Consider the following 23,340-nt stretch of genomic DNA (forward strand, 5'->3'; position numbering starts at 1 on the left):
GCTCGTTGGGGCAAATGTTGAAGTGAGAGAAATTGGCCTAGAGCGTCTCAACGCGACTATTATGCGGTCGGAGTCGGGAATAGGGACGAAAAACGCCGAAGGCGCTTGCTTGGATGATATTGCCGGAGTTTTTGCGAGAACGGATAGGATTTTCGAAGCTGACGCCGAACTGTATAGTATGTATTCCGCATGGAAGCGGGTTTTACATCGATAGTATGTATTCCGCATGGAAGCGAGTTTTACATCGATAGTATGCATTTCACATGGAAGCAGGTTTTACATCAATAGTATGCAATCCGAATAGAAGCGGGTTTTACTTCTATGGGACAGCAGATGAATAATCGTCGGGGGAGGAATCGTCGTTGGCGCAATTGTTCGCCGTAAAAATATCGTCATTTCCGATCGAGCGGTTGCCTGGGCTCCTGAGCTTGCTGCCGCATGAGAAAGCGGAGCGGCTGCGGAAATTTATTCGCCGGGAAGATCTCATTAGAGGCCTTCTAGGCGATTTGCTTGTCAGGCGGCTCGCATCGGACAAGCTCAAGTATCCGCCTGAGGCGCTCCGATTCGGGACGAACTCTTACGGCAAGCCCTACGTCAGCTATCCGGAGAAGGCTTCCGCCTTTCACTATAATCTGTCCCACTCCGGCGAGTGGGTCGTCTGCGCGATCGACGATGAGCCTGTCGGCGTCGATATCGAGAAGATCGACTCTGCGGATATCGCCATAGCCGACCGATTTTTTTCGCCGGAGGAGGTCGGCTGCCTGAGGATGGAGCGGGATGAGCTTAGCAGACAGCTGCTTTTTTACGGGATTTGGACGGCGAAGGAAAGCTACGTGAAAGCGATAGGGTCGGGCCTCAGCAAGCCGCTGGACAGCTTCTCCGTCGTGTTCTCCGAACGTCTTGGAGGAACCGGGATCATCGACGGGGAGCAATGGCACCTCAGGCAGTATCCGCTGGACCCCGGCTACGTCCTTACGTCGTGCGCGAAAAGCCGAATGTCGGCGGAAGCCGTCGACATTGTCGATCTGGAGCGACTGCTCGATTCTTTCGACCTACCGATCGTTCGGGCCGAAGGGTAGCTCGTCAACGCCGAATCGGCAAAGGTGGCATCAAGACAAACTTCCTTCCTATGTGGTTTAATGGAAGAATAAGACGAAGACGGAGGGAACGCATGACGCCTCGCTATCGCAAAAACCGCAACCCAATTCTTGAACAGACGCAGATGCCCCAATCCGCCTTATCGGGCAAGCCGCAGCTTGCGCCGCTGGTGCGCCGGATTCCCCTCGCTATCGCAGCTCTGACATTAGCCGTAGCGGGTCTCACCGCTTGCGGCGGAGATTCGAAGCCGGTCAATGCGCCTCCAAGCGCAAGCTCGTCGGGAGCGCCTACGGAAAGCGCATCGCCTGCTCCGTCGGAATCCTCTTCGCCGGCGCTTGCCTTCACCGCTCCGCTTACGGGGCTGCCTATCGAGCAGCCGGTCAACAAGCGTCCGTTGACGGTCATGATCAACAACTTGAAGCCGGCAAGGCCGCAATCGGGACTGAGCCATGCGGATATGGTATGGGAAATTCTCGCGGAAGGCGGCATTACAAGGCTTGTCGGCTTTTTTCAGAGCAACGAATCCTCCGATCCGATCGGTCCGATTCGCAGTATTCGTCCTTATTTAATCGAGCTGGGGCAGATTTACGGCGGGGTGCTCGTCCATGCGGGGGCAAGCAACGACGCGCTCGCAATCTTGCAGCGCAATAAGAAAATTCCCGATCTGGACGAGATCAACAACGCGGGCGCTTATTTCTACCGGGACAAATCTCGCAAAGCTCCACACAATCTGTATTCCACCGCGGAGAAGCTCCGCGCGGGAGCCGAGCACCGCAAGATCGAGACGAACGTGCCGCTTCCGCAGCTGATATTCGACTCCAATCCGGATTTGAGCGGCGCTGCGCCGGCTTCCGAGATCGGCATCAAGTTTGAGCTGTCCGATTACAAAGTGTCTTACACGTACGATGCGTCTGCGAGCAAGTACAAGCGCTCCATTAACGGACAGCCTCATGTCGACAAGAACAATAACGAACAGCTTACCGCGACCAATCTCGTCGTCATTGCGACCAAGCACAAGACGTACGATTCTTACGGCCGTCTGGAAATCGACTTGAACGGCGGCGGAGAGGCGCTTGTCTTCCAGCAAGGCCGGGTTATTTCTTGCACTTGGGAGCATAGCCAAGGAGATGCGGTTCGCCTTATGAAGGATGGCAAGGAGCTTCCGATGATTCCTGGAGTTACTTATTTCCATGTCGTCCCGAATTCGAAGCCGATTTCCAGTCACGTTACTTATCAGTAAACTTAATTCATTAAAAAGAACGGGCTGTTCCTGGGGAGTCTTTTGTCCTCCGCAGGAACGGCCCGTTCTTAATTATTGAATCGTCAGCTTGAACGTTCGGGAAGAGACGCTTGCGCCCTTGTCGTCGAACGCCTTCACGGCTAGCTCGACCGTCTTGCCCTTGAGAGATGTGAAATCGTACGCAAGAGTCCATGGAGCAGTCTTGGCCGCAGCGACGAGCTTGCCGTTCATCGAATACTCGACCTTGCCGAGTATAGGAGACACCGTCTTGACATAGGCGGCTATCGTCTGAGGCTTCGCGGCCAGCTTTCCCGAGGCTAGCGATTTGTACGCAACCTTCGAATTCTCCGTTACGCCGCTTAAGAAGTACGGGTTCTGTACCGATTGCTTGTAGGCTCCGAGAAGAGACGGGCTTTTCGACAACAGATAGGAATTCAAACGTCCTTCTTCCTTCTTGGTGGCATCGAACCAGACGACCGCCTTGACTCCAGGGTAGAGCAGCGGAATGCTCTCGTAGAACACCTTCGTCTGGTAAGCGGCCCACGCGTTGCGGTCGGAATGAAGGACGGGATCGGTATACGACACGGCCCCCTCGGATAGTATGATCGGCTTCTTCTTGGCGTAAAGCTTGTAAATATGATCGAATTTCTCGATATAGCTGGAGCGGTCGATGCCTTTCTTTAACGGATCAAGACTGCCGTTGAACGTCTGATACATGCTGACGCCAACCCAATCTACCGCGTCGTCGCCCGGATAATATTTCGTAATATTGTCCGGCGGAAAGTAGTTCGGCGACCATACCATGACAACGTTAGGCGCTTCCTCGTGAAACACCTTGGCTACGATGCGAAACTTCTCGATATAAGGCTTCGGATCCGCCGAGTACCATTCCTTCACCCAGCTGCCGTTCATTTCGTTCGCAAAGCGAAGGAAGATAGGAATCTGGGCATCCCGGGCAGAGCGCGCCAAGCTTCGCAAATACTCGTCGTCCTGAACGGCTCCGAGCCCTTTCATCGGCTGCAGGGCGACCTGCAAGGCGACGCCTTCCTTGCGGGCGATATCGATATGCCGTTTGTACGATTCGAAGAAGTTCAGGCCATAGGTCGTGTACAGCAAGTACATCGCGTGCTTCTTCCCGGTCAAGGCGGGAAAATCGGTCATGTAGAACTTATCCCCGCCGTTCGCATTATGAACGGCGGGGTCGTTCTCCGCATAGGCGCCGAGAAGCGTGCCGTTCCTGGGCTCGTACTTGACGCCGTGATAGACGGAACCGGCGGCCGACTCGTCCGCGACGTACAGCTCGAACCGGCTGCGTATCCAGTCCGCTTTGCGGGCTGCGGCGATCGCTTCTTGTGTCTTGTTCGCTTTGGTCCAATTGGCCGCTTCCAGATCCCACGATTTCACGGCATCGTCGTAAAGCGCCAATTGCGACTGCAAATCGCCGGCCTTGTTGTACATGAGCGCCGCGTTGTTGAATTCCTTCTTCGCGATAAACTCAAGAGCGATCTGCAAGTATTTGGCGACGGCGGTCTTGAAGTCCTTCTTGTCCTTCGCCTTATTCGCTTCCTCGTATACTTTCCATACGTTTATTTTGGCGGGGGCCTTGGCTGCGTGAGTATCGGTCGAAGGCGCTAACGTCAACGCCAGCAATGCCGCGATCGCCCATGTTCCGAACCGTTTCGTTGCGCTGCTTCCGTTCAAGCGGCCTCCTCCTTCGGGGCGAACAGTGCTGCCGTCTTCTTACCCGGCGGCAAGTCTTTCTTCGACGAGCTTGGCGATTCCGGTGTAGGTCGTAACGACGGGGCCATTAACGAAGAGCACGTCGGTAATTCCCCGCTCCTTGATTTCGGCAACGAGATTGCCTTTGAAATAGCGAGGATCGACGAGCTCGATTTCCTCGAAGTGCGATAGCAGGAACGGAATGAGGGCGTTGGCGTACGAGTCCTTGACGACCAAGAGCTTCTTGCCGTTGCCGACGTCCGTCGAGATGCGGCTCATCGCGAAGTCTCCGCCGAGAAATACCGCATAGCCTCCGCGTCCGTCCTTCGGAATTTTTCCTTCGACTAGCTCGCGCTTCTTCCCGTTCTTCCCGTCTTTGAATACTTTGTATTCGTTCTTGACGGCAGGAACATAAGCGGTGATCGTGTCGGGATGATTCTTTAATGCAGCGCTGAGAGTGGCGGCGTACGACGTGCCGAGATAGCCAGGCATCTCCTTCTTCTCGTAGGCGCCGATCGGAACGGGAGCGAAGCCCATCGTCTTGGCAACCGCTTCATAGGCGTAATACGCGCCGAGCGCAGTCCAGTGATGGTCCGTCCGGAAATAGACGTATTCATTCTTGTGTGCCGCTACCGAATCGTAGGCGGGTACCGGCTTCACTCCATCCCCCAAAAGGGAATATACATGCTCGAAAGCTTTCTTCTGCGAGTCGGACAGCTTGCGCAGCTTTTCGGACTCGACGAACTCGACCTGGGAAGGCACGAGCATCGAATAGACGTTGACGCTGGAATCGACCAGCGAGTCCAGATGGTTGATCGCCTTCGCGTATGCTTCCGAGGCAACCGGAGAATAGTGGTAAAGAAGCATGGCGCTATCCTTCACGACCAAGTACTTAGACGACGATTTGCCGGTCATCAGCTGGCCGGAATCGTCGAGCTGTACGGCTGAAGCACCGCCGCCGCTCATCTGCTCGCCCGTGTCGCCCTTCTGGACGACTATGGATACGTCGTCTCCCTTCAGCCCTTTGAGCTCCTTCGCGGAGCTGCCAAGCTCGACAAACGTGTTGCGGAATACAAACCGGTCTGAAAAGTAGTTGTCGTATTCCTTGAACAGCTTGCCGTGAACGAGCTTATCCATCGAGAATGCAGGCCATGCCTGCACTTCCCGCTGCTCTAGCGTCGAGATGTCGGACGATCCGCCGGGCTTCGTTAAGTTGAGCACCGCCATGGCAGCAATCGGAATGAGGAATAGCGCGATGTTCCATTTATGATGATTGCTTGAACTCATTTTTGCTCTCTCTCCTCTGCCTAGAAACGGAAGTATAAAAACGGGTTATAAGTGCTTCCGACCAGCAGAATCGTGCATAGCGCAAGCACGGCCAAGTTATAGACAGGGCCGATCGTGTTAACAAGAGGCGACGTCCGGCGGTTGCCTGCCAAATAGCTGACTGCGTTCTTCATTAGCGGCGTGCAAGAAATCGCGGCCAGGAAGAACAGGAACATGTTCTCGCGGAAGAAGAGGAACGCTTGCGTCGATACGATCGGACGCTCTTCGAGGAAGAACATGATGCGAAGCGTCATCAGCGCTTCGTGAATATCGGTGAAATAGAACCAGACCCAACCGACGAGCATGGCGCCGAGAAAATACAGGTTGGAAAAGAAAGCGGGCAGCTTGGAAAACCATTTGAGCAGGAAATAGCGTTCTAGCACGATAAGCAGCCCGAAGTAAAGTCCCCAGATGATGAAATTCCAGCTTGCGCCGTGCCAAAGTCCGGTTAAAAACCAGACGACGGTGACGTTGCGAATGTACCGCTTCCGGTTGCCCCCGAGCGGAATGTAGACGTAATCGCGGAAAAAGCCGCCGAGAGACATATTCCAGCGACGCCAAAATTCTCCGGCCGACTTGGATATATAAGGATAGTTGAAATTTTCATTCAGCGTGAATCCGAACATTTTGCCAAGTCCGATGGCCATGTCCGAATAGCCGGAGAAATCGAAATAAATTTGCAACGCGTACAAGCAAACTCCGAACCAGACTCCGAGAAAGGAATCCGAGCCGTTCGGACCTAGAAGGTTCGGAACGATTTCGCCTACCGAGTTGGCCAGAATTACCTTTTTGCCGAGGCCGATCACGAATCGGTTGACCCCGCTGCTGAAATTCGCGAGCGATATTTTGCGATTGTCCATCTGCGCTTCGATATCGGTGAACCTAATGATGGGACCCGCTATCAAATGTGGGAAGAACGAGACGTACAGAAACATTTTCATTGGGGAACGAGGCGCCCGGATAGCGCCTTTGTACACGTCCGACATGTAGCAGATAATTTCAAAGGTAAAGAAGGAAATCCCGATCGGAAGCGCGATATTGGGCCGCGCTACTTCGAGACCGAGTAATTCGTTTACATTATCGATAAGAAAACCGGTGTATTTGAAATAACCGAGCATACCGATAATTAGGCAGATCGAAACGATAAAGACCAGCTTGCCTTTGCGGGTTCCTCGATGCTTGTCCACGTACAAGGAGGCCAAATACCCAAGTAAGGAGGCGGCGACCAGCAGGAACACCCATACGGGTTCGCCCCAGGCGTAGAACGCGAAGGAAAACACAATGAGAATCCAGTTGCGGAATTTAGTGTTTTTGACGACGAAATAAGCCAGTAGCAAGACGGGGAAGAAGAAATACAAGAAGAGAATGCTGGAAAAAACCAAGCGAATACGTCCTCCTTGAGGATTTTTTTATGCTTGAATTTTACCATAGATACTATCGGCTCAGGGAACTTTTTGAAAAAAAGGTCGATGTCTGACGGTATTCCCCGCACGCGAAAGCGCTTGAAAACAGGATTATGAATTACCGCACGGGGCAAACTTAAAAAAAGTGTCAAACGATGCGGTGGGAGGCTATACCAAGCTCGTTCGCGCTGTGATAAACTAAGTAAGGTTAAAATTGGGGATTGCCCTGTTAAAGCCATGTAAAATCAGTCATCCAATCGGGAAAGAAGGGCTGTACGTGTTTCGAAAAAAAGATATTTTTTTCAAGACGCTGGAGGAAATGGCCGATGTCATCGTCGAGACGTCAGATCGGTTCGCCGCTTCCGTTAACGGCGACTTGAGCGATGTTTCCGCATTCGCCAAGGAAATGAAGGAATTCGAGCACCGCGGAGATCGGTTAACGCATACGATTATCCTTGAGCTCAACAAAACGTTCATTACCCCGATCGAGCGCGAAGACATCATGGAGCTCATCAAGAAATTGGACGATGTGCTCGATGGCGTCGAGGCTTGCTCCTCGAGGTTCGATATGTACGAAATTACGAAGCCCGACATTTATATTCGCAAATTCGGAGACTGCCTTCGCCGAAGCGCCCAGGAAATCAAGAAAGCGATCTATTTGCTGACGCAGAAAAAGCTTCTTGCGATGCAGGAGCCGTGCGTGAAAATCAACGAGCTCGAGAACGAAGGGGACGAATTGATGCGGCAGGGCGTCAAAAATTTGTTCCAGAACGTCAAGGACCCGATCGAGCTGATCAAATACAAGGAACTGTACGAACGGCTCGAGCAGACGACCGACTCTTGCGAGGACGTCGCCAATACGCTGCAATCGATCATCATGCGTAATTCCTGACATTTATAAGCGGGGACGGAACAAAAAACAATGGATTCGACAATGATATTGGTAGTCATAATCGTCGCGCTTGCTCTTGGCTTCGACTTTATCAACGGATTCCACGATACGGCGAACGCCATCGCGACCTCCGTGTCGACGCGCGCGCTGACGCCGCGGCGGGCGATTATATTGGCGGCGGTCATGAACCTCGTCGGAGCGCTTATGTTCACCGGAGTCGCCAAGACGATCGGCAAGGACATCGTGGATCCTTTCAAGATGGGGGAACACGGCCTGACCATCGTCATCGCGACTTTGGTCGCCGCCATCGTCTGGAATTTGCTGACCTGGCTATGGGGAATTCCGTCATCCTCCTCTCATGCGCTTATCGGAGCGTTAGCCGGGGCAGGGATTGCTTCTCAAGGCTGGGACGGCATCAATTACGGCGGGTTCTCGAAGATCGTCCTCGGGCTGGTCATGTCGCCGATTATCGCCTTCGTTATCGGTTACATCATCATGTTTATTTTGAAGCATGTCTTCGCGAACACGAGTCCGCATCACGTGAACAAGGTATTTCGTTCCGGACAGGTGCTGACGGCGGCGCTGCAGTCGTTCACCCACGGTACGAACGACGCGCAGAAGGCGATGGGCATCATTACGATGGCGCTCGTCGTGGGAGAGCTTCACCCTGATATGGATTCTATCCCGTTCTGGGTCAAGCTGTCCGCCGCTCTTGCTATGGCGGCGGGAACGTCGATCGGCGGCTGGAAAATCATCAAAACGATGGGAACCAAAATTTTCAAAATCGAGCCGATCAACGGGTTCTCCGCGGATATTGCCTCGGCTTCGATTATTTTGACGGCTACGCTAGCCCATTTGCCGGTGAGCACGACGCATACGATTACTTCGTCGATTCTGGGCGTCGGCGCTGCGAAGCGGTTTTCCAGCGTCAAATGGCATGTGGCCGGACGGATTATCGTGACATGGATTATTACCATTCCGGTCGTCGCCATTCTGTCGGCTGCAGTCTACGGTGTGCTTAGCTTATTCATGCATTAATTGGGGTAAGACGGACTAACGGGAAAAAAATAGGCTAAGGAATTTGAATCCACAGCCTCCGATTGCGCTACTATATAATGATGAGACGATTCTCGGAACCATCTGCGGGTATGGAGGGCGACAATGCTGGCATATACCGAACAAGCGAGCTCATGCGCGAAGCTGTTGGAGCGATTTCGGAAAGAGCAGCCCAATTCGCGCGGGACGAAGTTGATCTTTTCCGGAGTGGGAGCCCGCGACGTCTACAATATTACGGCTCCGTTCATGGATGACGGAGAGCCCGTCATCGCCGGAAGAGTCGAGGACCGATCCAAAGAGGAGTCCGAGGTTATCTTTTTCGTGAACCGTAACGGAGAGTGGGTGCCTCGGAACGGCGCACCGGTATTCGCTCTCCAGGATCCGTTCGTTGCCTTCGTACATGGAGAGATCGTATTCGGCGGAGTGGAGGTATACTTCGACGGGAACGATCCCCACTACGTCACATCTTGGCGTACCGTCTTTTATCGAGGGACGAGGATCGGCAGCCTGGAGCCATTCGCCAAAGGGCCGCTTACAATGAAGGACATTCGGCTTATCGAATTGGAGAACGGCAAAATCGGCATTTTCACGCGGCCTATGTTCGTCGAGGGAGCCCGGGCGATGATCGGTTATGCGGAAATCGACGATTTGTCGGAGCTGGCCGAGGAAGCGATCGATCGAGCCGATTTGATGCGCCAAATGTTCCTGCCCGACGAATGGGGAGGGGCGAATGAAGCCCATCTGCTCTCGAACGGAAAGATAGGGGTGCTCGGCCACATCGCCTGTATGGAACATAACAATATCCGGCATTACTACCCGATGACATTCGCTTACGATCCGGCTGACCGCTCGTACACGGCGGTTAAGCTGATCGCCGCGCGGGACATGTTTTTGGACGGTCCGGCCAAACGGCCGGATTTGAAGGACGTGCTGTTCAGCGGCGGACTTGTCCGGAATAAGGATGGGAGCGCATCCTTGTATACGGGAGTCAGCGACGCCGAAGCTCATGTGATCGTTATTCCCGACCCTTTCGAGGAATACGAATCGCAGTAACGATAGACGAACGCAAACAAGCGGCTGCTGCCCGGGGAATATCCGGTTGGCGGCCGCTTTGTATGTCGGGGCGAACGAAAAAGTCGCCGAGGCTACGGGGACGATTGGAGTCGAACGGGCGTGCGGAGCCGTCAGCCGGCGAAGCTGTCTTCGGGCCGACGGCTTTGCGCGCCGCCAATTATTAGCGACGTCCGGCTCTGCGCCGCTGCCGACGCCGCCGATTCCGCCGAATTCGCCGATTCCGCCGCGATTTGCCGGAACCGACTCTTCTTCTGCGGCGTCTGGGCGCCGCATCGTCGTCTTCGTCGTCATCGTCCTTGGTCTTGCTGGATTTTCCTTTGTTCATGAACAGCTTGATAATCGGCGCTACTTGCTGCATGGTGGACATGAATTTCTGCACCTTGCCCACCGTCGAAAGTACGCCTTCTATGCCTCCCATGCGGTCGATGACGGATTTCAAATCGCTAAGATTGGCTAACGAGAAGCCTCCCGCCGCTTTGGTAGCGGCTTGGGCGGCCGGAAGCACTTGCGGATTCGCGAGGGCGGGAGGGCCGGAGAGCGATTCCCCAATGCCGGGAAACGCTTCTCCTCCGAGGCCCGGCCCTTGCTGCCATCCGCCAAGTCCGCGATGCGGATAGTCGTTCATTTTGGCAGTCACACCCTTTCTGCCTATAGGATATGTAGCCCGCCCGCCTTCCGAATGGACGTTAGCCCGGGACCGGAACCATTTTACCTCGGTAATGCATGAATGCGCCGTCGCTTGAAGTATGCTCGCGATCGCAGTAAAATGAATAGATGGGGAGCCGGACTTCCAACCATTCGGGGTGACATGATGCAATTGAAGAAGCTTAACGATAAATCGATCGACCAATTGTTCGAAGCGATTCTGACTCTTAAGAGCGTCGAGGAGTGCTATGTGTTTTTCGACGATTTGTGCACGGTGAACGAGATGCAGTCTTTGTCGCAGCGGCTGGAAGTGGCGCGGATGCTCGGCAAAGGCAATACTTATAACCAGATCGAGTCGGAGACGGGAGCCAGCACGGCTACCATATCGCGGGTGAAGCGGTGCTTGAACTACGGCAACGACGGGTACAAGCTGACGCTCGAGCGTCTCGGACGATTCGGCAACGAGACGGCGGAGACGCAAAGCTAGACGGAGCATATGGAACCGGCAGGGCTTATGGCCTGCCGGTTTTTTGTTAAGTGTTCAACTCCGCGCAAGCCTAGCCCGACGCTCAACTGCAAAACATACATTTACTTGAATGGTAGATCGGTGTTTTAACGATATTACCTGCAGAAGGTACATCTATCTAAGACGGCTTTAGCGTTAAGCTCCGAAATGACAAAAAATAACGGTACTTTTTGCAGTTCGATCCTAACGGTGTGACTCTACAGGATCAATAGCGGTATCTAGTGCAGTTAATCAACTGGCCCGTCAGACAGCAGGGGCGAAAGTTTTCTTGAGTATACCGGAATGCATAAGTTATCAAACTCCTTAAAGCTTCGACGCACAAAGGACGCCGAAGGCGTATTTGTTTGTTGCCCATCGACAAAAAGGTAAGGTATGCTAGAAAAGCAATTGGAAAGCGATTGCAATACGAGGAGAACGGGGGGTAATGAGGATGAGTTTTTGGCAGTCGGTGCGGTTCAAAATCGTCTTCGGTTTTGCGCTGATCATCGCGCCTTTGGTTGCTTTTCTTATTTACAACAACGTGTACGCAACCGGTGTCGTTCGCAATCAAATTTCGAACAACTACAACAAGCTGCTGGCCGTCAGCGTGAACGAGAACGACAAAATACTGAAGGAATACCGCTACTATCTGCTGCGCCTCGCCCGGGATCCCGATATTCCGATCATCCAATCGTATCCTTCCGACTCCGACGAATACATCCTGGCCAAGCTGCGGCTGCTTAACCGATACGCGCTCGATTCCTTGCTGGATTCGACCAGCATATACGGAATATTGGATACGCTGTTTCTGTACCCCCGCAAAGAACAATCGATTATTTTCGCGACCCAATACAACACGAACTCGGAAGAAAAGGAAACGACGCTTAACGAATGGTCCCGCACTCATCTGACCGGGCCGATCGAGCACGATTACCGCTGGGAATCGATAACGGTAGAGGGCGGCTATCATTATTTGCTCAAGGCGGTCGATTTGGACCTGAACGTCTATGCGGGCGCGCTCGTTCCTTCCGACAGCATGATGCGCGTGCTCTCCAATTTCGACGTCGGCCCGTCCGGAGCTGCGCTTCTTCTCGATTCGTCAGGCGTTTCATTGACGAGTCGCGTGTTCAAGCCCATGGAGGATCCCGACTTTTTCGACGCGGTCACGAGGATGAACGATTCGTACAAGATCGTTCGTTCCCAAGGGGAAAATTACTTGGTCATGGCCAAGCATTCGCAATACGCCGACCTTAATTACGTGCTGATTACGCCTGAATCGTATATTTTGAAAAGCTTGCCTTTTTTCCAAAAGGTGCTTTACATCTGGATTCCGCTGCTTGTCGCTTTGCTGCTGTCCTTTTATCTGCTATTTCTTCAGAGGGTTGTGTTTAAGCCGCTCGTCGAACTGATCCGAGGGATGCGCAAGCTGGGGCAAGGGCGGCTGGACATTCGTCTGCCGACGAACCAGAGCAGCGAATTCGCGTTCATGTCGGGATCGTTCAACCAGATGGCCGAGCAGATCGAAAAGCTGAAGATCGACGTCTACGAGGAGCAGCTTCGGGTGCAGAAGGCGGAGTACAAGCATTTGCAGGTGCAGATCAACCCGCATTTTTATATGAATTCCCTTAACATTATTTATAATTTGGCAGCGCTAAAAGACTTTAAGTCGGTGCAGAAGCTATCGCTCCATCTGGCCGATTATTTCCGGTTTCTCATGCAGAGCAACCGTCCGGTCGTGTCGTTGGAGGACGAAATCCGTCATATCGGTCATTATCTGGAAATCCAGAAGGTGCGCTACGTTACGAAGCTAGATTTCGAAATCGACGTGAAGCCGGAGCACCTGAAAGCGGAAATATCGCCGCTCACGATTCAGCCGTTCGTCGAAAACTCCGTTATTCATGCGTTTAACAAGAGAGTGCAGGACGGGAGCTTGTTCCGGATTGCGATTCGGTCGGAGGACGGCGAAGACGAGCTCGGAAGCTACGTAGTCATTACGGTGAGCGACAACGGACCGGGGTTTCCGGAAGACATGCTTCGGGATTTGGGAAGCGACGCGTATTTGGCAGGAACCGGAGAGCAGCATCTTGGAATTTGGAACATCCTTCGAAGGTTTCGCATGCTGTACGGGGACGCGGGCCGAATCGTGTTCCGCAATGCGGACGAGGGGGGAGCTGTCGTCGAAATTTGGCTGCCCGCTGCCTTCAAGCTCCCGGTCGGCAGGGATGAGCCGTTACTGTAAAAAGCGGCGAATGATACGGAAAGGGGGCAACGTTTTGCTGACGATGCTGGTTGTGGACGACGAGATTTACGCGTTGAAAGGGATTACGCAAGGAATCGACTGGAGCGATCTGCCGATATCGGTCATCCTCGAAGCGGAGAACGTGGACCAGGCGAAGCGGAAGCTGCAGGAGAATAAGGTCGATCTGGTCATCTCGGACATCGAAATGCCGGGAGCGAACGGAATCGAGCTGCTTCGTTATATCCGGGAAGCGGCTCCGGCGACGCTGACGGTATTTTTGACCGGGCACGCCCGGTTTGAATACGCGCAAGAGGCTCTTCAATACGGCTGCTTCGATTATGTTCTCAAGCCGGTCGATCATGATGTGTTAAAAGAAATCGTGAAGCGAGCCATTGAGGAAATCGAGCGGAGGCAGGAGCGGCAGGCATTCGAGGAAATGCTTGAGAAGTATCGTCGCCATTGGAAAAATCAGCTGCCGATTCTGGTGGAGAAGTTCTGGCAGGAGGTGCTGGCCGGGAGAGGGCCTGCCGGACAAGATCGCCTTGACCGGGAGTTCGCGATGTACGATATCCCGCTGTCCGCAGGCGATCGCGTGCTGCCGGTGCTGCTCAGCATCGAGCAATGGGACGTCGAGCTGGACGCTCGCGACGAGAGCATCATGGAATATGCCGTGCGCAAGGCGGCTGCCGAAATTATATTGGGCGACCGGAAGGGGGCCGTGCTCCAGGATCGCAACGACGTCAATCTCGTGCTCGTCTATTTGCCCGACGGGGCGCTTGCTGACCGGGATGCGCTGAAGACGGCATGCCTGCAATACGTAAGAGCTTCCAACGATTATTTTCATTGCCGCGTATCCTGTTATGTGGGCGACACGGTCCGGATCGGCGAAATTGCGGGTTCGGTCGAGCGGCTGTCGCAGCTGGAGCGCGCCAATATTTCCAATCCGCAGACGGTGGTAGACGGACTGGAGAGCGGGGAAGCGTTAGGCGGGAGCGCAGCCGGGCCGAGCTTGCCTTCCTTCATGGAATGGGGCATTTTGCTCGATAACGGAAGCATCGATGAGCTCGTTCTTGCGGTTAATGAGACGCTGCGCCGTTTTCAGGAAGAGAGCGTCAGCCGGGAGACGCTTGAGCTGTTCTACTTCGGCTTCGTTCATATGCTGTTCCAGGCGGCGCATCGCAAAGGGGTTTCGATCTACGACGCGCTGGCGGTGCAGGAGATGAACGACGGACAGTTCGCCCGGACGCCGCTGCACATGCAAGCGTGGGCGGTCAAGATGGTGCAGAAGGCGGGGCAGGCGTTCCAGGATCGCCATCGCGACGCATCTGCCGTCATTGCTAAAATTCAATCGTTCATCCAGGACAATATCCATAAGGAATTGGGGCGGGACGATATTGCCGGCGCGGTATACCGTAATCCGGCGTATTTATCGAGGATGTTCCGCAAGGAGACGGGGCTCTCCTTGACCGACTATATCGCGCAAGCGAAAATAGAACGGGCGAAGCGGCTGCTAATCGATACGAACGACAAGGTGAGCCATATCGCCGAAGGGATTGGCTATACGCACTTTTCCTATTTCGCTAAGCTGTTCAAGAAAATGACCGGCATGACGCCGCAGGATTATCGCAAGAAGCACCAGACGCTGCATTGATAGCAATGCTCGCGCCGCCCGTCTCGATGAGAGACGGGTTTTTTTGTTCTTGGCTCGGGCTGGTGGTGGGCGGGGCTATTGGCGGGTGGCGGGCGAGGATAGTAACTGAGGGTGCCTTATTGGGCGGGGCATGCCGCCAGTGGACGCGGATAGTAACCGAGGGTGCCTTATTTCGCCGCTCCCCCGTCCATCCGTCCGAGATAGTAACCGAGAGTGCCTTATTTCGCCGCTCTCCCGTCCATCCGTCCGAGATAGTAACCGAGAGTGTCTTATTTCGCCGCTCTCCCGTTCATCCGCCCGAAGATAGTAACCGAGGGTGTCTTATTTCGCCGCTCCCCGTCCATCCGTCCGAGATAGTAACCGAGAGTGTCTTATTTCGCCGCTCTCCCGTTCATCCGTCCGAAGATAGTAACCGAGGGTGTCTTATTTCGCCGCTCTCCCGTCCATCCGCCCGAGATAGTAACCGAGGGTGTCTTATTTCGCCGCTCACCCCGATCATCCGCCCGAGATAGTAACCGAGAGTGCCTTATTTCGCCGCTCCCCCGTCCATCCGTCCGAGATAGTAACCGAGAGTGCCTTATTTCGCCGCTCCCCGTCCATCCGTCCGAGATAGTAACCGAGAGTGTCTTATTTCGCCGCTCTCCCGTTCATCCGTCCGAGATAGTAACCGAGAGTGCCTTATTTCGCGGCTCCCCCGTCCATCCGCCCGAGATAGTAACCGAGAGTGTCTTATTTCGCCGCTCTCCCGTTCATCCGTCCGAAGATAGTAACCGAGGGTGTCTTATTTCGCCGCTCTCCCGTTCATCCGCCCGAGATAGTAACTGTGGGTGTCTTATTTCGCCGCTCTCCCGTTCATCCGCCCGAGATAGTAACTGTGGGTGCCTTATTTGGCGGGGAACGGGGCCGCTGGGCGTGGATAGTAACTGTGGGTGCCTTATTTGACGGGGAACAGGGTCGCTGGGCGAGGATAGTAACTGTGGGTGCCTTATTTGGCGGGGAACGGGGTCGCTGGGCGTGGATAGTAACCGAGAGTGCCTTATTTGGCGGGGAACGGGGCGGTGTGCGTGAACTGGGGGAGCACCCCTCGGCGCCGTTCGCACTCCCAATAGCCGTAATCGGAAAAGGTTTTCCTAAAGTCACCAAAGTGCTATTTAGGTCATCCCAGTAGATAGATGGGCGGCTCGTTCCCCCTGTACAATGAGATCACGGAGAGACGAAATACACGAGAGACAAAGGACTGATGGAGATGGAACAGGTTGCGAAAACGGCGTTGCCCGCCAAGATCAAAGCCCGCAAAGTTAAGACTCTCAACCAAGGCTACTGGCAAAGATACGGCGTTTTCTATCTGATGATGGCTCCCGCGCTGATCGTGCTGCTCATTAACAACTACGTGCCGATGATCGGCGGCCTGATCGCGTTCAAGAACATGACGTACGAGTCCCCGAGCTTTTTCGAAAATTTCAAAAACAGCCCTTGGTTGGCTTTCAAAATTTTGAATATTTGTTCAATTCGAGCGACGCATGGCTAATTACCGCAATACGATCGCCTACAACGCGGTGTTCATCCTCCTGAACCTCATAGTAGGCGTCGGCATCGCGCTTATGTTCCACAACATGAGAAGCAAGCTGCTCGCCAAGTTCCATCAGACGACGATGTTCCTCCCGTACTTTTTATCGATGATTATCGTCTCGTACCTCGTATACGGCTTCCTGAATCCCGATATCGGGGTCATGAACAAATCGTTCCTCCCGATGTTCGGCAACGACGAAGGAGTCATGTGGTACTCGGATCCGAAATGGTGGCCTCTCATCCTTCCGATAGTAAACACTTGGAAATTTATCGGGTACTATGCGGTATTTGATTATCTGGCGGCCATAATCGGGATCGACAATGAATATTACGAAGCGGCTCACATCGATGGCGCCTCCAAGTGGAGACAAGTATGGAGCATTACGGTGCGCTCATCCGGCCCGTCATTATTATCCTCACTCTTCTGCAGATCGGCCGGATTTTCTACGCGACTTCGGATTGTTCTTCCAAGTGACGCAGAACGCGGGCGCGCTCTATGACAAGACGCTCATTATCGACACTTACGTCTATCAAGGGTTTCTAGTCTCCGGCGATATCGGAATGTCTTCCGCAGCAGGGCTGTATCAAGCCGTCGTCGGCTTCGTGCTGGTTCTTTCGTCCAACCTCATCGTTCGTCGGATCAGCAAGGAAGACGCCCTGTTCTAAGAGCATTCGAATAAGGAGGCAAGTCCATGGCAACCGCGGCATTCAAAAAGAAAAATTCGACGTCAACCAAATATCCGTTGGCTCCAACCTTGCGATCAATTCGTTCTTCTGGATTTACACGGCGCTGTGCGTTTTCCCGCTGCTGCTCGTCATCGCCGTATCGTTCTCGGATGAGAAGACGGTATTGATAAGCGGATACAGCTTTTGGCCGGAAAAATGGAGCATCGAATCCTATAAGTTCCTGTTCAACGACTACATGGCCATCGTGAAATCGTACGGAGTATCGATCTTCGTCACCGTCGTCGGAACGGCTATCTCTTTGACGATAATGACTATGTACGCTTATCCGATTTCCGGCGCGACTTCAAGCATCGCAATCTTTTTTCCTTCCTTATGTTTTTCACGATTTTGTTCAATAGCGGTCTCGTTCCTTTTATCTCGTATACAAGCAAGGCCTTCATCTTCAGAACACGATGCTCGTATTGATGATTCCGTTGTTCGTGCAAGGATTTTTCGTCTTCGTGATCCGGACCTTTTTTCCAAAATCAAGTGCCTCCGGCTTTGATCGAATCGGCCAAAATAGACGGAGCAGGCGAGCTTCGAACATTTTTCCAGATCGTCCTGCCGCTGTCGCTTCCGGTTCTCGCCTCGGTCGGTCTGCTCGTCACGCTTAACTACTGGAACGACTGGTTTCTCAGCGTATTGTTCATTCGCGAGACGACGGGCCGCAGACGATTCAATTCCGGATGTACCGCACGCTGCTCGACATCCAGTATCTCAGCTCCAACGCCCAGGCATACTCGGCCATCATGCAAGCGAATCCGAACTTCACGGTGCCGAGCGAAACAGCGAGAATGGCGATGGGCATCGTCGGGATCGGGCCGATTATTTTCCTCTATCCGTTCGTGCAGCGCTACTTCGTGGCAGGCTTGACCGTAGGCGCGGTCAAGGGCTAAGCTTGGCTTCTACCGGTTACCGGCCGGTTCTAGCATACGTATTCATTCATTAGAAAAGGGAGGCAACACCCATGCTCAAAACGAGCAAAAAATTCGGCAAGTCATCGGCCATTATGCTGGCAACGGCGATGTCCTTTGTCCTCATCCTGTCGGCTTGCGGCAACGACAAAAACAAAACCGGAGGCAACGAAGCGTCGCCTGTTCCGCCTTCGAGCGAATCCGCGTCGCCTACGGCAAGCGAATCTTCGTCGCCGGACACCAAGCTGAGCGACTACAACCTGACGCTCTTCCTGCCGGGTACGACTCCGAAAGACGAGCAGAAGGTCGAAGCCGAAATCAACAAATACCTCAAAGACAAAATCAACGCGACCCTCGATCTTCGTTTCGTCGACTGGGGGCAATGGGATAACAAGATGAACCTGGCCATTGCGAGCCGCGATCCGATGGACATTATTTTCACGGCTGCCTGGAACGGCCATGCCGCCAACGTTGCGAAGAAAGCGTTCCTGGCGCTGAACGATCCAAACGGCCCCAAAGGCAATCTGATCGAGCAATACGGCCAAGATATTACGGCTACGCTGCCCGAGCAGTTTCTCAAAGGCGCCAAAATCGACGGCCTCAACTACGGCATTCCTTCGAACAAGGAGCTGGCGGAGCAGGGCGGCATCATCTATCGCAAAGATATCGCCGACGAGCTCGGTCTGACGGACAAAATCGAAGCGGTCAAAACGATCGCCGATCTAGAGCCGATTCTGGCCGAAGTGAAAGCGAAAAAGCCCGATATGATCCCGGTTTTCATGCGCGACGGCGAGAACTTCAACGCTCACTATTTTTCCAAATTCGACTACCTCGGCGACAACACGATCGACGGCGTCGTCATGAAGGACGGCACGGATACGACGGTACTGGCCCGTTACGACCAACCGCGCTACAAAGAAACGTTGGCGATTACCCGCGATTTTTTCAAAAAAGGCTACATTAACAAAGACGCGGCTACGACGCAGCTCGGCGTTAACGACGCGATGAAAAAAGGCAACGTATTCATGGTGCCGTCCCCGCTGAAGCCAGGCAAAGACGCGGAGCTCGCGAACGCTACGAACTTGGCCGGCAAGCTGAAGCAGGTCGCCATGACGGAACGCACGGTAGCTACGAGCGATACGGCCGGCGCTATGCTGGGCATTTCCTCGACATCCGGCAATCCGGAGCGCGCGATGATGTTCATCAACCTGCTCCATTCCGATAAGTACTTGAATAACCTGATCAACTTCGGCATCGAGGGCGACCACTATACCCGCAGCGGCGAAATTATTACTCCGAACGATAATACCGGCAACTACTCGATCGGCGCGGCGTGGATGCTCGGCAGCCAGTTCCTGAACTATGTATGGAATACGGAAGCTTCGGACAAATGGGAGCAGTTCAAAGCGTTCAACACGGATGCTCACAACTCTCCGGCGCTGGGCTTCACGTTCAACGCGGTGCCTGTCAAATCGCAAGCTTCGATCATGAACAACATTCGCAAGCAATACGATCCGGGTCTGGATACCGGCTCAATCGATCCGTCCAAAGCCGAAGAATATTACAAAAAGCTGAAAGCTAACGGTCTGGACGACGTTGTCAAAGAGAAACAAGCTCAGCTGAACAAATTCCTCGGCAAATAAGACGGTATGGAGAAGCGAAAACCGCCCGGCGCATCGTCGCCTGGCGGTTTTTTACAGTTGACGGGGGATGTGAGGAATCGTTCACTTGGCTGTCGTTGACATTGGCTTTACGTTTCGATAGCATGAATGTGAAGAAGTCGAACGGTCGGTACATAGGAAAGGGAGCTGGGGACTTGCAACCGGGTATATTGGTCATTAGTCACGGCTCTCGCGAACCCGGCTGGGTCGAGCTCGTGGACGAGACGATGGGCTCGGTTCGCGAAGCGCTGGGCAGCGACGTTCCGACGGAGGCTGCTTTTCTGGAGCTTGTGGACGGGCGGCTTATCCAGGACGGTATCGATCGTCTGGAAGCGGCCGGAGCGTCGTCTATATTGGCGATTCCGCTGTTTGTCTCATCGGGAAGCACGCATGTGGATGAGATCGGCTGGGCGCTGGGCGCTCATGCTCATTGTCGCACGGAGACGGATTTGGAGCCTTTTCGCTTGAAGGCTTCGCTTGCGTACGGAAGCCCGATGGACGAGGCGGAGCAACTGGTCGACGTGCTGCTTGAACGCGCGCTCGCTCTTTCGGCGGGCGAGGCTGGGTGCGAGAGCTTGCTACTTATTGCGCATGGCAGCGATGCGGCGGGTTTTCGAGAGGCGTGGGAGCGCGGGATGAACGGCGTTGCCGCCGAAGTATGCAGACGCGGCGGATTTGCCGATGCGGAGACCGCGATGCTGCGGCTGGATGAAGTTCCCGAACGATGGGGGAGCTGAGGCGGAGGCGGCCTTCGGATCGGATTTTGGCGGTTCCGTTGTTCCTGAGCGAAGGTTATTTCACGTCTGTCGTCATTCCTCGCAAGCTTCAAGGCTTGGAGTGCCGTTACGAGGGCAAGGCGCTTATGCCGCATGTCCGCATTACGGACTGGGTCGTTCGGCAAGCGTCCGATTGGTTGGCTAAAGAGAGTAAGAAGAGGGGATCTTCGTGAACATCATTAGAGCCCGGTTAATTTATAATCCGACTTCCGGCCGGGAGGAAGTTCGTCGGCGGCTGCCCGCCATTCTGCAACGACTGGAGCGGGGCGGAATCGAAACGTCCTGCCATGCGACGGAAGGCGAAGGCGACGCTATTCGCGCCGCATCCGACGCAGTGGAGCGCGGCTTCGATATGGTTATTTCCGCGGGAGGCGACGGCACGCTTAACGAAGTCGTCAGCGGACTTGCGGGTCATGAGAAGCGCCCGGCGTTGGCGATTTTGCCGCTTGGGACGACGAACGATTTCGCGAGAGCCCATGGCATTCCGAAGCGCTGGTCGGACGCTTGCGATTTGATTACGAAGCGGTACACCCGTCCGGTGGACGTCGGTCTTGCTGGCGATAAGTACTTCATTAATATCGCAGGCGGCGGTTCGCTGACCGAGCTTACCTATGAAGTGCCAAGCAAGCTGAAGACGATGGTCGGTCAGCTCGCTTATTATATGAAGGGGCTTGAGAAGATTACGCGCCTTCAAGCTATTCCGATGCGAATTACCGCCGAAGGAGTCGGCGAATTCGACGAGGAGTTCATGCTGTTCCTGATCGCGAACAGCAATTCCGTCGCCGGGTTCGATCGTCTCGCGCCGGACGCGAGCACGAACGACGGCGTATTCGACGTGCTCGCGCTGCGCAAATGCAACTTGGCGGAGTTCATCCGAATCGCCACGATGGTTATGCGGGGCGAGCGGGTTATGCACGATCCGCATTTTATTTATTTTCAGAGCAGCAGTATCCGCGTCGAGGCGGACAACCGCGTGCAGCTTAACCTGGACGGCGAGTTCGGGGGGACGCTGCCCTGCACGTTCTCGATTCTCCCGTCGCATATCGACGTCATCATGGACGAGCACGGCGAGTCCACTTATCGCGGCGGCAACGGCAGCGGCCGGGGCCTGCACCTATGAGCGGCAAAGGCTCGAAGTCGTCGGGCGGGGCTAGAGGGGCTAGGCCGGAGGCGGGAGTGACGGGGGGCGGAAGTTCTTCGAGAGGTGAAAGAAAAGGCGGATTCGGCACAGGTTCTTCGAAGGGCGAAAGCGGGACTGGTTCGAGAGCGGGCGCGTCGAGAGGCGAAACCAGGAGCGGTTTCGGTGCGGGATCGTCGAGAGGCGTCGGCCGCGATGGAAAGACGGTAAGGGGCGGTTCGGATGGTCGCCATCGCAAAAGTACGGCGTCCAAGCTCGAAGGAGTGCCTGTGTCGGTAGGCCAACGTTTCGAGAGCGATATAATCGGATTAACGCATGAAGGCGAGGGGGTAGGCCGCGTTGAGGGCTATACCCTCTTTGTTCGTGGGGCGCTGCCCGGCGAACGAGTGGAAGCGGAAGTCGTCAGCGTCGGTAAATCGTTCGGACGGTCGCGAATGGTTCGAATTATATCAGTAGGGGAAGAGAGACAGGACGCTCCTTGCCCGATTTACGATAGCTGCGGCGGCTGCCAGCTCCAGCATCTGGATTATGCCGCGCAGCTTCGCTGGAAACGGCAGCATGTTGTAGACAATCTGGTGCGGATCGGGAAGCTAACCGTTGAAGGCGAGCCTTCGAAATTGACGGCAGACGGGACGGCGGCGGGAAGTGCAAATCCGGTCATCGTCCGCGACACGATCGGCATGTCCGAGCCATGGCGCTACCGGAACAAAGCGCAGGTGCCGATCGGCGCGTCGCCGGAAGGCGGACGACGGCTGATCGGCGGTTTTTACGAGCATGGCAGCCACGACATCGTTGAAATGGACGAATGCCTCATCCAGCAATCGGAGAACGAGCAGACGGTTCGCGCGGTGAAGGAGGCGGCAAGCCTACTAGATATTAACGCATACGACCGGGTCACAGGCCGAGGTCAGCTTCGCCATGTCGTCGTCCGCCATGCCATTTCGACAGGTCAACGGATGGTCGTGCTGGTGACGAACGGACGCGATCTGAAGCATAGGGACGAGCTTGTGTCGCTCATTCGGCAGAACGTACCGGGCGTTGCGAGCATCTGCCAGAACGTGAATACGGTGAACAGCCCTGTCGTATTCGGCGAAGAGACCCATGTGCTATGGGGAGAGGACGTCATCTACGACGAAATTGGGGCATCCAGTTCGCGATTTCCGCGCGATCCTTCTTTCAAGTGAACCCCGAGCAGACGGAGAAGCTTTACCGCGCGGCGGTTGACTACGCCGGGCTAAGCGGAGAAGAAACCGTCATCGACGCATATTGCGGAATCGGGACGATCTCGCTATTCCTCGCAAAGCACGCCCGCCGTGTGTACGGAGTGGAGATTATTCCAGAAGCGGTGGAAGATGCGCGCCGCAACGCGCTCCTCAACGGAATCCACAACGTCGAATTCGCCGTCGGCCCCGCTGAGGTCGTTATGCCCAAGTGGCAAGCGGAAGGAATCTCCCCTGAAGTCATTGTCGTCGATCCTCCCCGCAAGGGTTGTGACCCGGAGCTGCTGAACACGATGCTCCAGCTCAAGCCGGCGCGTATAGTATATGTGTCGTGCAACCCATCGACACTGGCAAGGGATTTGCGAGTGCTGGAGGATGGAGGCTACCGGACTGTAGAGGTTCAGCCGGTGGATATGTTTCCTCATACGGGGCATGTGGAGTGTTCAGTGTTACTTAAATGGGCGGGGGATTAATGTCCCCCGCTTGAT

21 protein-coding genes and 1 pseudogene are annotated in these 23,340 nt (G+C 54.5%); 17 read left to right on the forward strand and 5 right to left on the reverse strand.

Features of this window, described 5'->3' with window-relative positions:
• The first annotated feature begins 362 nt into the window (after positions 1-362).
• Positions 363-1,079 carry a 4'-phosphopantetheinyl transferase family protein gene (locus D3H35_RS16860; protein ID WP_119150416.1) on the forward strand — a complete coding sequence of 239 codons (717 nt, stop codon included), beginning with the start codon at positions 363-365 and terminating at the stop codon, positions 1,077-1,079.
• 92 nt (positions 1,080-1,171) lie between these two features.
• The gene (locus D3H35_RS16865) at positions 1,172-2,338 is read left to right on the forward strand and encodes a DUF3048 domain-containing protein (protein WP_233567967.1); all 1,167 of its coding nucleotides are present in this window, start codon (positions 1,172-1,174) and stop codon (positions 2,336-2,338) included.
• Positions 2,339-2,410: 72 nt separating this feature from the next.
• Here the strand turns inward: D3H35_RS16865 and D3H35_RS16870 are convergent, their stop codons facing one another.
• From D3H35_RS16870 to D3H35_RS16880, 3 genes are read right to left on the reverse strand one after another with little or no spacing between them, the layout of a single operon-like run.
• The gene (locus D3H35_RS16870; RefSeq protein WP_119150417.1) at positions 2,411-4,039 is read right to left on the reverse strand and encodes a glycosyl hydrolase; all 1,629 of its coding nucleotides are present in this window, start codon (positions 4,037-4,039) and stop codon (positions 2,411-2,413) included.
• Positions 4,040-4,078: 39 nt separating this feature from the next.
• On the reverse strand, positions 4,079-5,344 hold the full coding sequence (locus tag D3H35_RS16875) for a DHHW family protein (RefSeq protein ID WP_119150418.1): 1,266 nt from the start codon (positions 5,342-5,344) through the stop codon (positions 4,079-4,081).
• A 20-nt stretch (positions 5,345-5,364) separates the two neighbouring features.
• Positions 5,365-6,765 (reverse strand): MBOAT family O-acyltransferase, encoded by a 1,401-nt coding sequence (locus D3H35_RS16880; RefSeq protein WP_119150419.1) that lies wholly within the window; start codon positions 6,763-6,765, stop codon positions 5,365-5,367.
• Positions 6,766-7,063: 298 nt separating this feature from the next.
• On the opposite strand from D3H35_RS16880, the gene D3H35_RS16885 reads away from it, so the two are divergent.
• The 3 genes from D3H35_RS16885 (at position 7,064) to D3H35_RS16895 (ending at position 9,787) form a co-directional block, all read left to right on the forward strand.
• Positions 7,064-7,678: a DUF47 domain-containing protein gene (locus D3H35_RS16885; RefSeq protein WP_119150420.1), complete on the forward strand. Its 615-nt coding sequence runs from the start codon at positions 7,064-7,066 to the stop codon at positions 7,676-7,678.
• Positions 7,679-7,708: 30 nt separating this feature from the next.
• A complete protein-coding gene (locus D3H35_RS16890; RefSeq protein ID WP_119150421.1) occupies positions 7,709-8,716 on the forward strand; it encodes an inorganic phosphate transporter in 1,008 nt (335 codons plus the stop codon).
• Between the two features lie 123 nt (positions 8,717-8,839).
• Positions 8,840-9,787, forward strand: a complete 948-nt coding sequence (locus D3H35_RS16895; RefSeq protein ID WP_119150422.1) for a DUF1861 family protein — start codon at positions 8,840-8,842, stop codon at positions 9,785-9,787.
• A 181-nt stretch (positions 9,788-9,968) separates the two neighbouring features.
• Here D3H35_RS16895 and D3H35_RS16900 read toward each other — a convergent pair whose 3' ends face one another.
• Positions 9,969-10,433 carry a hypothetical protein gene (locus tag D3H35_RS16900; protein WP_119150423.1) on the reverse strand — a complete coding sequence of 155 codons (465 nt, stop codon included), beginning with the start codon at positions 10,431-10,433 and terminating at the stop codon, positions 9,969-9,971.
• Between the two features lie 186 nt (positions 10,434-10,619).
• Between D3H35_RS16900 and D3H35_RS16905 the strand changes: the two genes are divergently transcribed.
• From D3H35_RS16905 to D3H35_RS34205, 6 genes are all read left to right on the forward strand, one after another.
• Positions 10,620-10,940, forward strand: coding sequence for a YerC/YecD family TrpR-related protein (locus D3H35_RS16905; protein WP_119151190.1), 321 nt, complete (start codon positions 10,620-10,622; stop codon positions 10,938-10,940).
• Between the two features lie 469 nt (positions 10,941-11,409).
• Positions 11,410-13,197, forward strand: coding sequence for a sensor histidine kinase (locus D3H35_RS16910; RefSeq protein ID WP_158594148.1), 1,788 nt, complete (start codon positions 11,410-11,412; stop codon positions 13,195-13,197).
• Between the two features lie 43 nt (positions 13,198-13,240).
• Complete coding sequence (locus tag D3H35_RS16915; protein WP_233568051.1) at positions 13,241-14,848, forward strand: response regulator; 1,608 nt, start codon at positions 13,241-13,243, stop codon at positions 14,846-14,848.
• Between the two features lie 1,240 nt (positions 14,849-16,088).
• Complete coding sequence (locus tag D3H35_RS34195) at positions 16,089-16,376, forward strand: hypothetical protein (RefSeq protein WP_325050044.1); 288 nt, start codon at positions 16,089-16,091, stop codon at positions 16,374-16,376.
• Positions 16,369-16,917 (forward strand): ABC transporter permease subunit, encoded by a 549-nt coding sequence (locus D3H35_RS34200; RefSeq protein ID WP_325050088.1) that lies wholly within the window; start codon positions 16,369-16,371, stop codon positions 16,915-16,917. Before D3H35_RS34195 ends, D3H35_RS34200 begins: the two co-directional genes overlap by 8 nt.
• Positions 16,889-17,083, forward strand: a complete 195-nt coding sequence (locus D3H35_RS34205; protein ID WP_325050042.1) for a hypothetical protein — start codon at positions 16,889-16,891, stop codon at positions 17,081-17,083. Before D3H35_RS34200 ends, D3H35_RS34205 begins: the two co-directional genes overlap by 29 nt.
• Before the next feature lie 463 nt (positions 17,084-17,546).
• Here the strand turns inward: D3H35_RS34205 and D3H35_RS32530 are convergent, their stop codons facing one another.
• Positions 17,547-17,690 carry a hypothetical protein gene (locus tag D3H35_RS32530; RefSeq protein WP_233568067.1) on the reverse strand — a complete coding sequence of 48 codons (144 nt, stop codon included), beginning with the start codon at positions 17,688-17,690 and terminating at the stop codon, positions 17,547-17,549.
• Between D3H35_RS32530 and D3H35_RS34210 the strand changes: the two genes are divergently transcribed.
• The 6 genes and pseudogenes from D3H35_RS34210 to rlmD all read left to right on the forward strand — a co-directional run bounded on the left by D3H35_RS34210 (position 17,633) and on the right by rlmD (position 23,325).
• The gene (locus tag D3H35_RS34210; protein ID WP_325050089.1) at positions 17,633-18,016 is read left to right on the forward strand and encodes an ABC transporter permease subunit; all 384 of its coding nucleotides are present in this window, start codon (positions 17,633-17,635) and stop codon (positions 18,014-18,016) included. The two genes, D3H35_RS32530 and D3H35_RS34210, sit on opposite strands and share 58 nt — an antisense overlap.
• Before the next feature lie 94 nt (positions 18,017-18,110).
• Positions 18,111-19,700, forward strand: a complete 1,590-nt coding sequence (locus D3H35_RS16935) for an ABC transporter substrate-binding protein (protein WP_119150427.1) — start codon at positions 18,111-18,113, stop codon at positions 19,698-19,700.
• Positions 19,701-19,873: 173 nt separating this feature from the next.
• Entirely contained in the window at positions 19,874-20,455 is a 582-nt protein-coding gene (locus D3H35_RS16940) for a sirohydrochlorin chelatase (protein ID WP_233567968.1), read from the forward strand.
• Complete coding sequence (locus tag D3H35_RS32545) at positions 20,443-20,667, forward strand: CbiX/SirB N-terminal domain-containing protein (RefSeq protein WP_233567969.1); 225 nt, start codon at positions 20,443-20,445, stop codon at positions 20,665-20,667. The genes D3H35_RS16940 and D3H35_RS32545 overlap by 13 nt, the downstream gene beginning before the upstream one ends.
• Complete coding sequence (locus tag D3H35_RS16945; protein ID WP_119150428.1) at positions 20,664-21,614, forward strand: diacylglycerol kinase; 951 nt, start codon at positions 20,664-20,666, stop codon at positions 21,612-21,614. The genes D3H35_RS32545 and D3H35_RS16945 overlap by 4 nt, the downstream gene beginning before the upstream one ends.
• A pseudogene (gene rlmD, locus D3H35_RS16950) lies at positions 21,611-23,325 on the forward strand (23S rRNA (uracil(1939)-C(5))-methyltransferase RlmD). Before D3H35_RS16945 ends, rlmD begins: the two are co-directional and overlap by 4 nt.
• Positions 23,326-23,340: the final 15 nt, after the last annotated feature.

Origin of the sequence: Cohnella faecalis (assembly GCF_003570905.1) — a bacterium.
Lineage (GTDB): Bacteria > Bacillota > Bacilli > Paenibacillales > Paenibacillaceae > Cohnella > Cohnella faecalis.

Bases quoted from the DNA above. Each gene is read 5' to 3' on its own strand.
- D3H35_RS16910 (WP_158594148.1), top strand. From the start codon at position 11,410: ATGAGTTTTTGGCAGTCGGTGCGGTTCAAAATCGTCTTCGGTTTTGCG.
- D3H35_RS16890 (WP_119150421.1), top strand. From the start codon at position 7,709: ATGGATTCGACAATGATATTGGTAGTCATAATCGTCGCGCTTGCTCTT.
- D3H35_RS16865 (WP_233567967.1), top strand. From the start codon at position 1,172: ATGACGCCTCGCTATCGCAAAAACCGCAACCCAATTCTTGAACAGACG.
- D3H35_RS16915 (WP_233568051.1), top strand. From the start codon at position 13,241: ATGCTGGTTGTGGACGACGAGATTTACGCGTTGAAAGGGATTACGCAA.
- D3H35_RS16935 (WP_119150427.1), top strand. From the start codon at position 18,111: ATGCTCAAAACGAGCAAAAAATTCGGCAAGTCATCGGCCATTATGCTG.
- D3H35_RS16875 (WP_119150418.1), bottom strand. From the start codon at position 5,344: ATGAGTTCAAGCAATCATCATAAATGGAACATCGCGCTATTCCTCATT.
- D3H35_RS16900 (WP_119150423.1), bottom strand. From the start codon at position 10,433: ATGAACGACTATCCGCATCGCGGACTTGGCGGATGGCAGCAAGGGCCG.
- D3H35_RS34195 (WP_325050044.1), top strand. From the start codon at position 16,089: ATGGAGATGGAACAGGTTGCGAAAACGGCGTTGCCCGCCAAGATCAAA.
- D3H35_RS32545 (WP_233567969.1), top strand. From the start codon at position 20,443: ATGGGGGAGCTGAGGCGGAGGCGGCCTTCGGATCGGATTTTGGCGGTT.
- D3H35_RS16895 (WP_119150422.1), top strand. From the start codon at position 8,840: ATGCTGGCATATACCGAACAAGCGAGCTCATGCGCGAAGCTGTTGGAG.
- D3H35_RS16905 (WP_119151190.1), top strand. From the start codon at position 10,620: ATGCAATTGAAGAAGCTTAACGATAAATCGATCGACCAATTGTTCGAA.
- D3H35_RS32530 (WP_233568067.1), bottom strand. From the start codon at position 17,690: ATGTTCGAAGCTCGCCTGCTCCGTCTATTTTGGCCGATTCGATCAAAG.
- D3H35_RS34200 (WP_325050088.1), top strand. From the start codon at position 16,369: ATGGCTAATTACCGCAATACGATCGCCTACAACGCGGTGTTCATCCTC.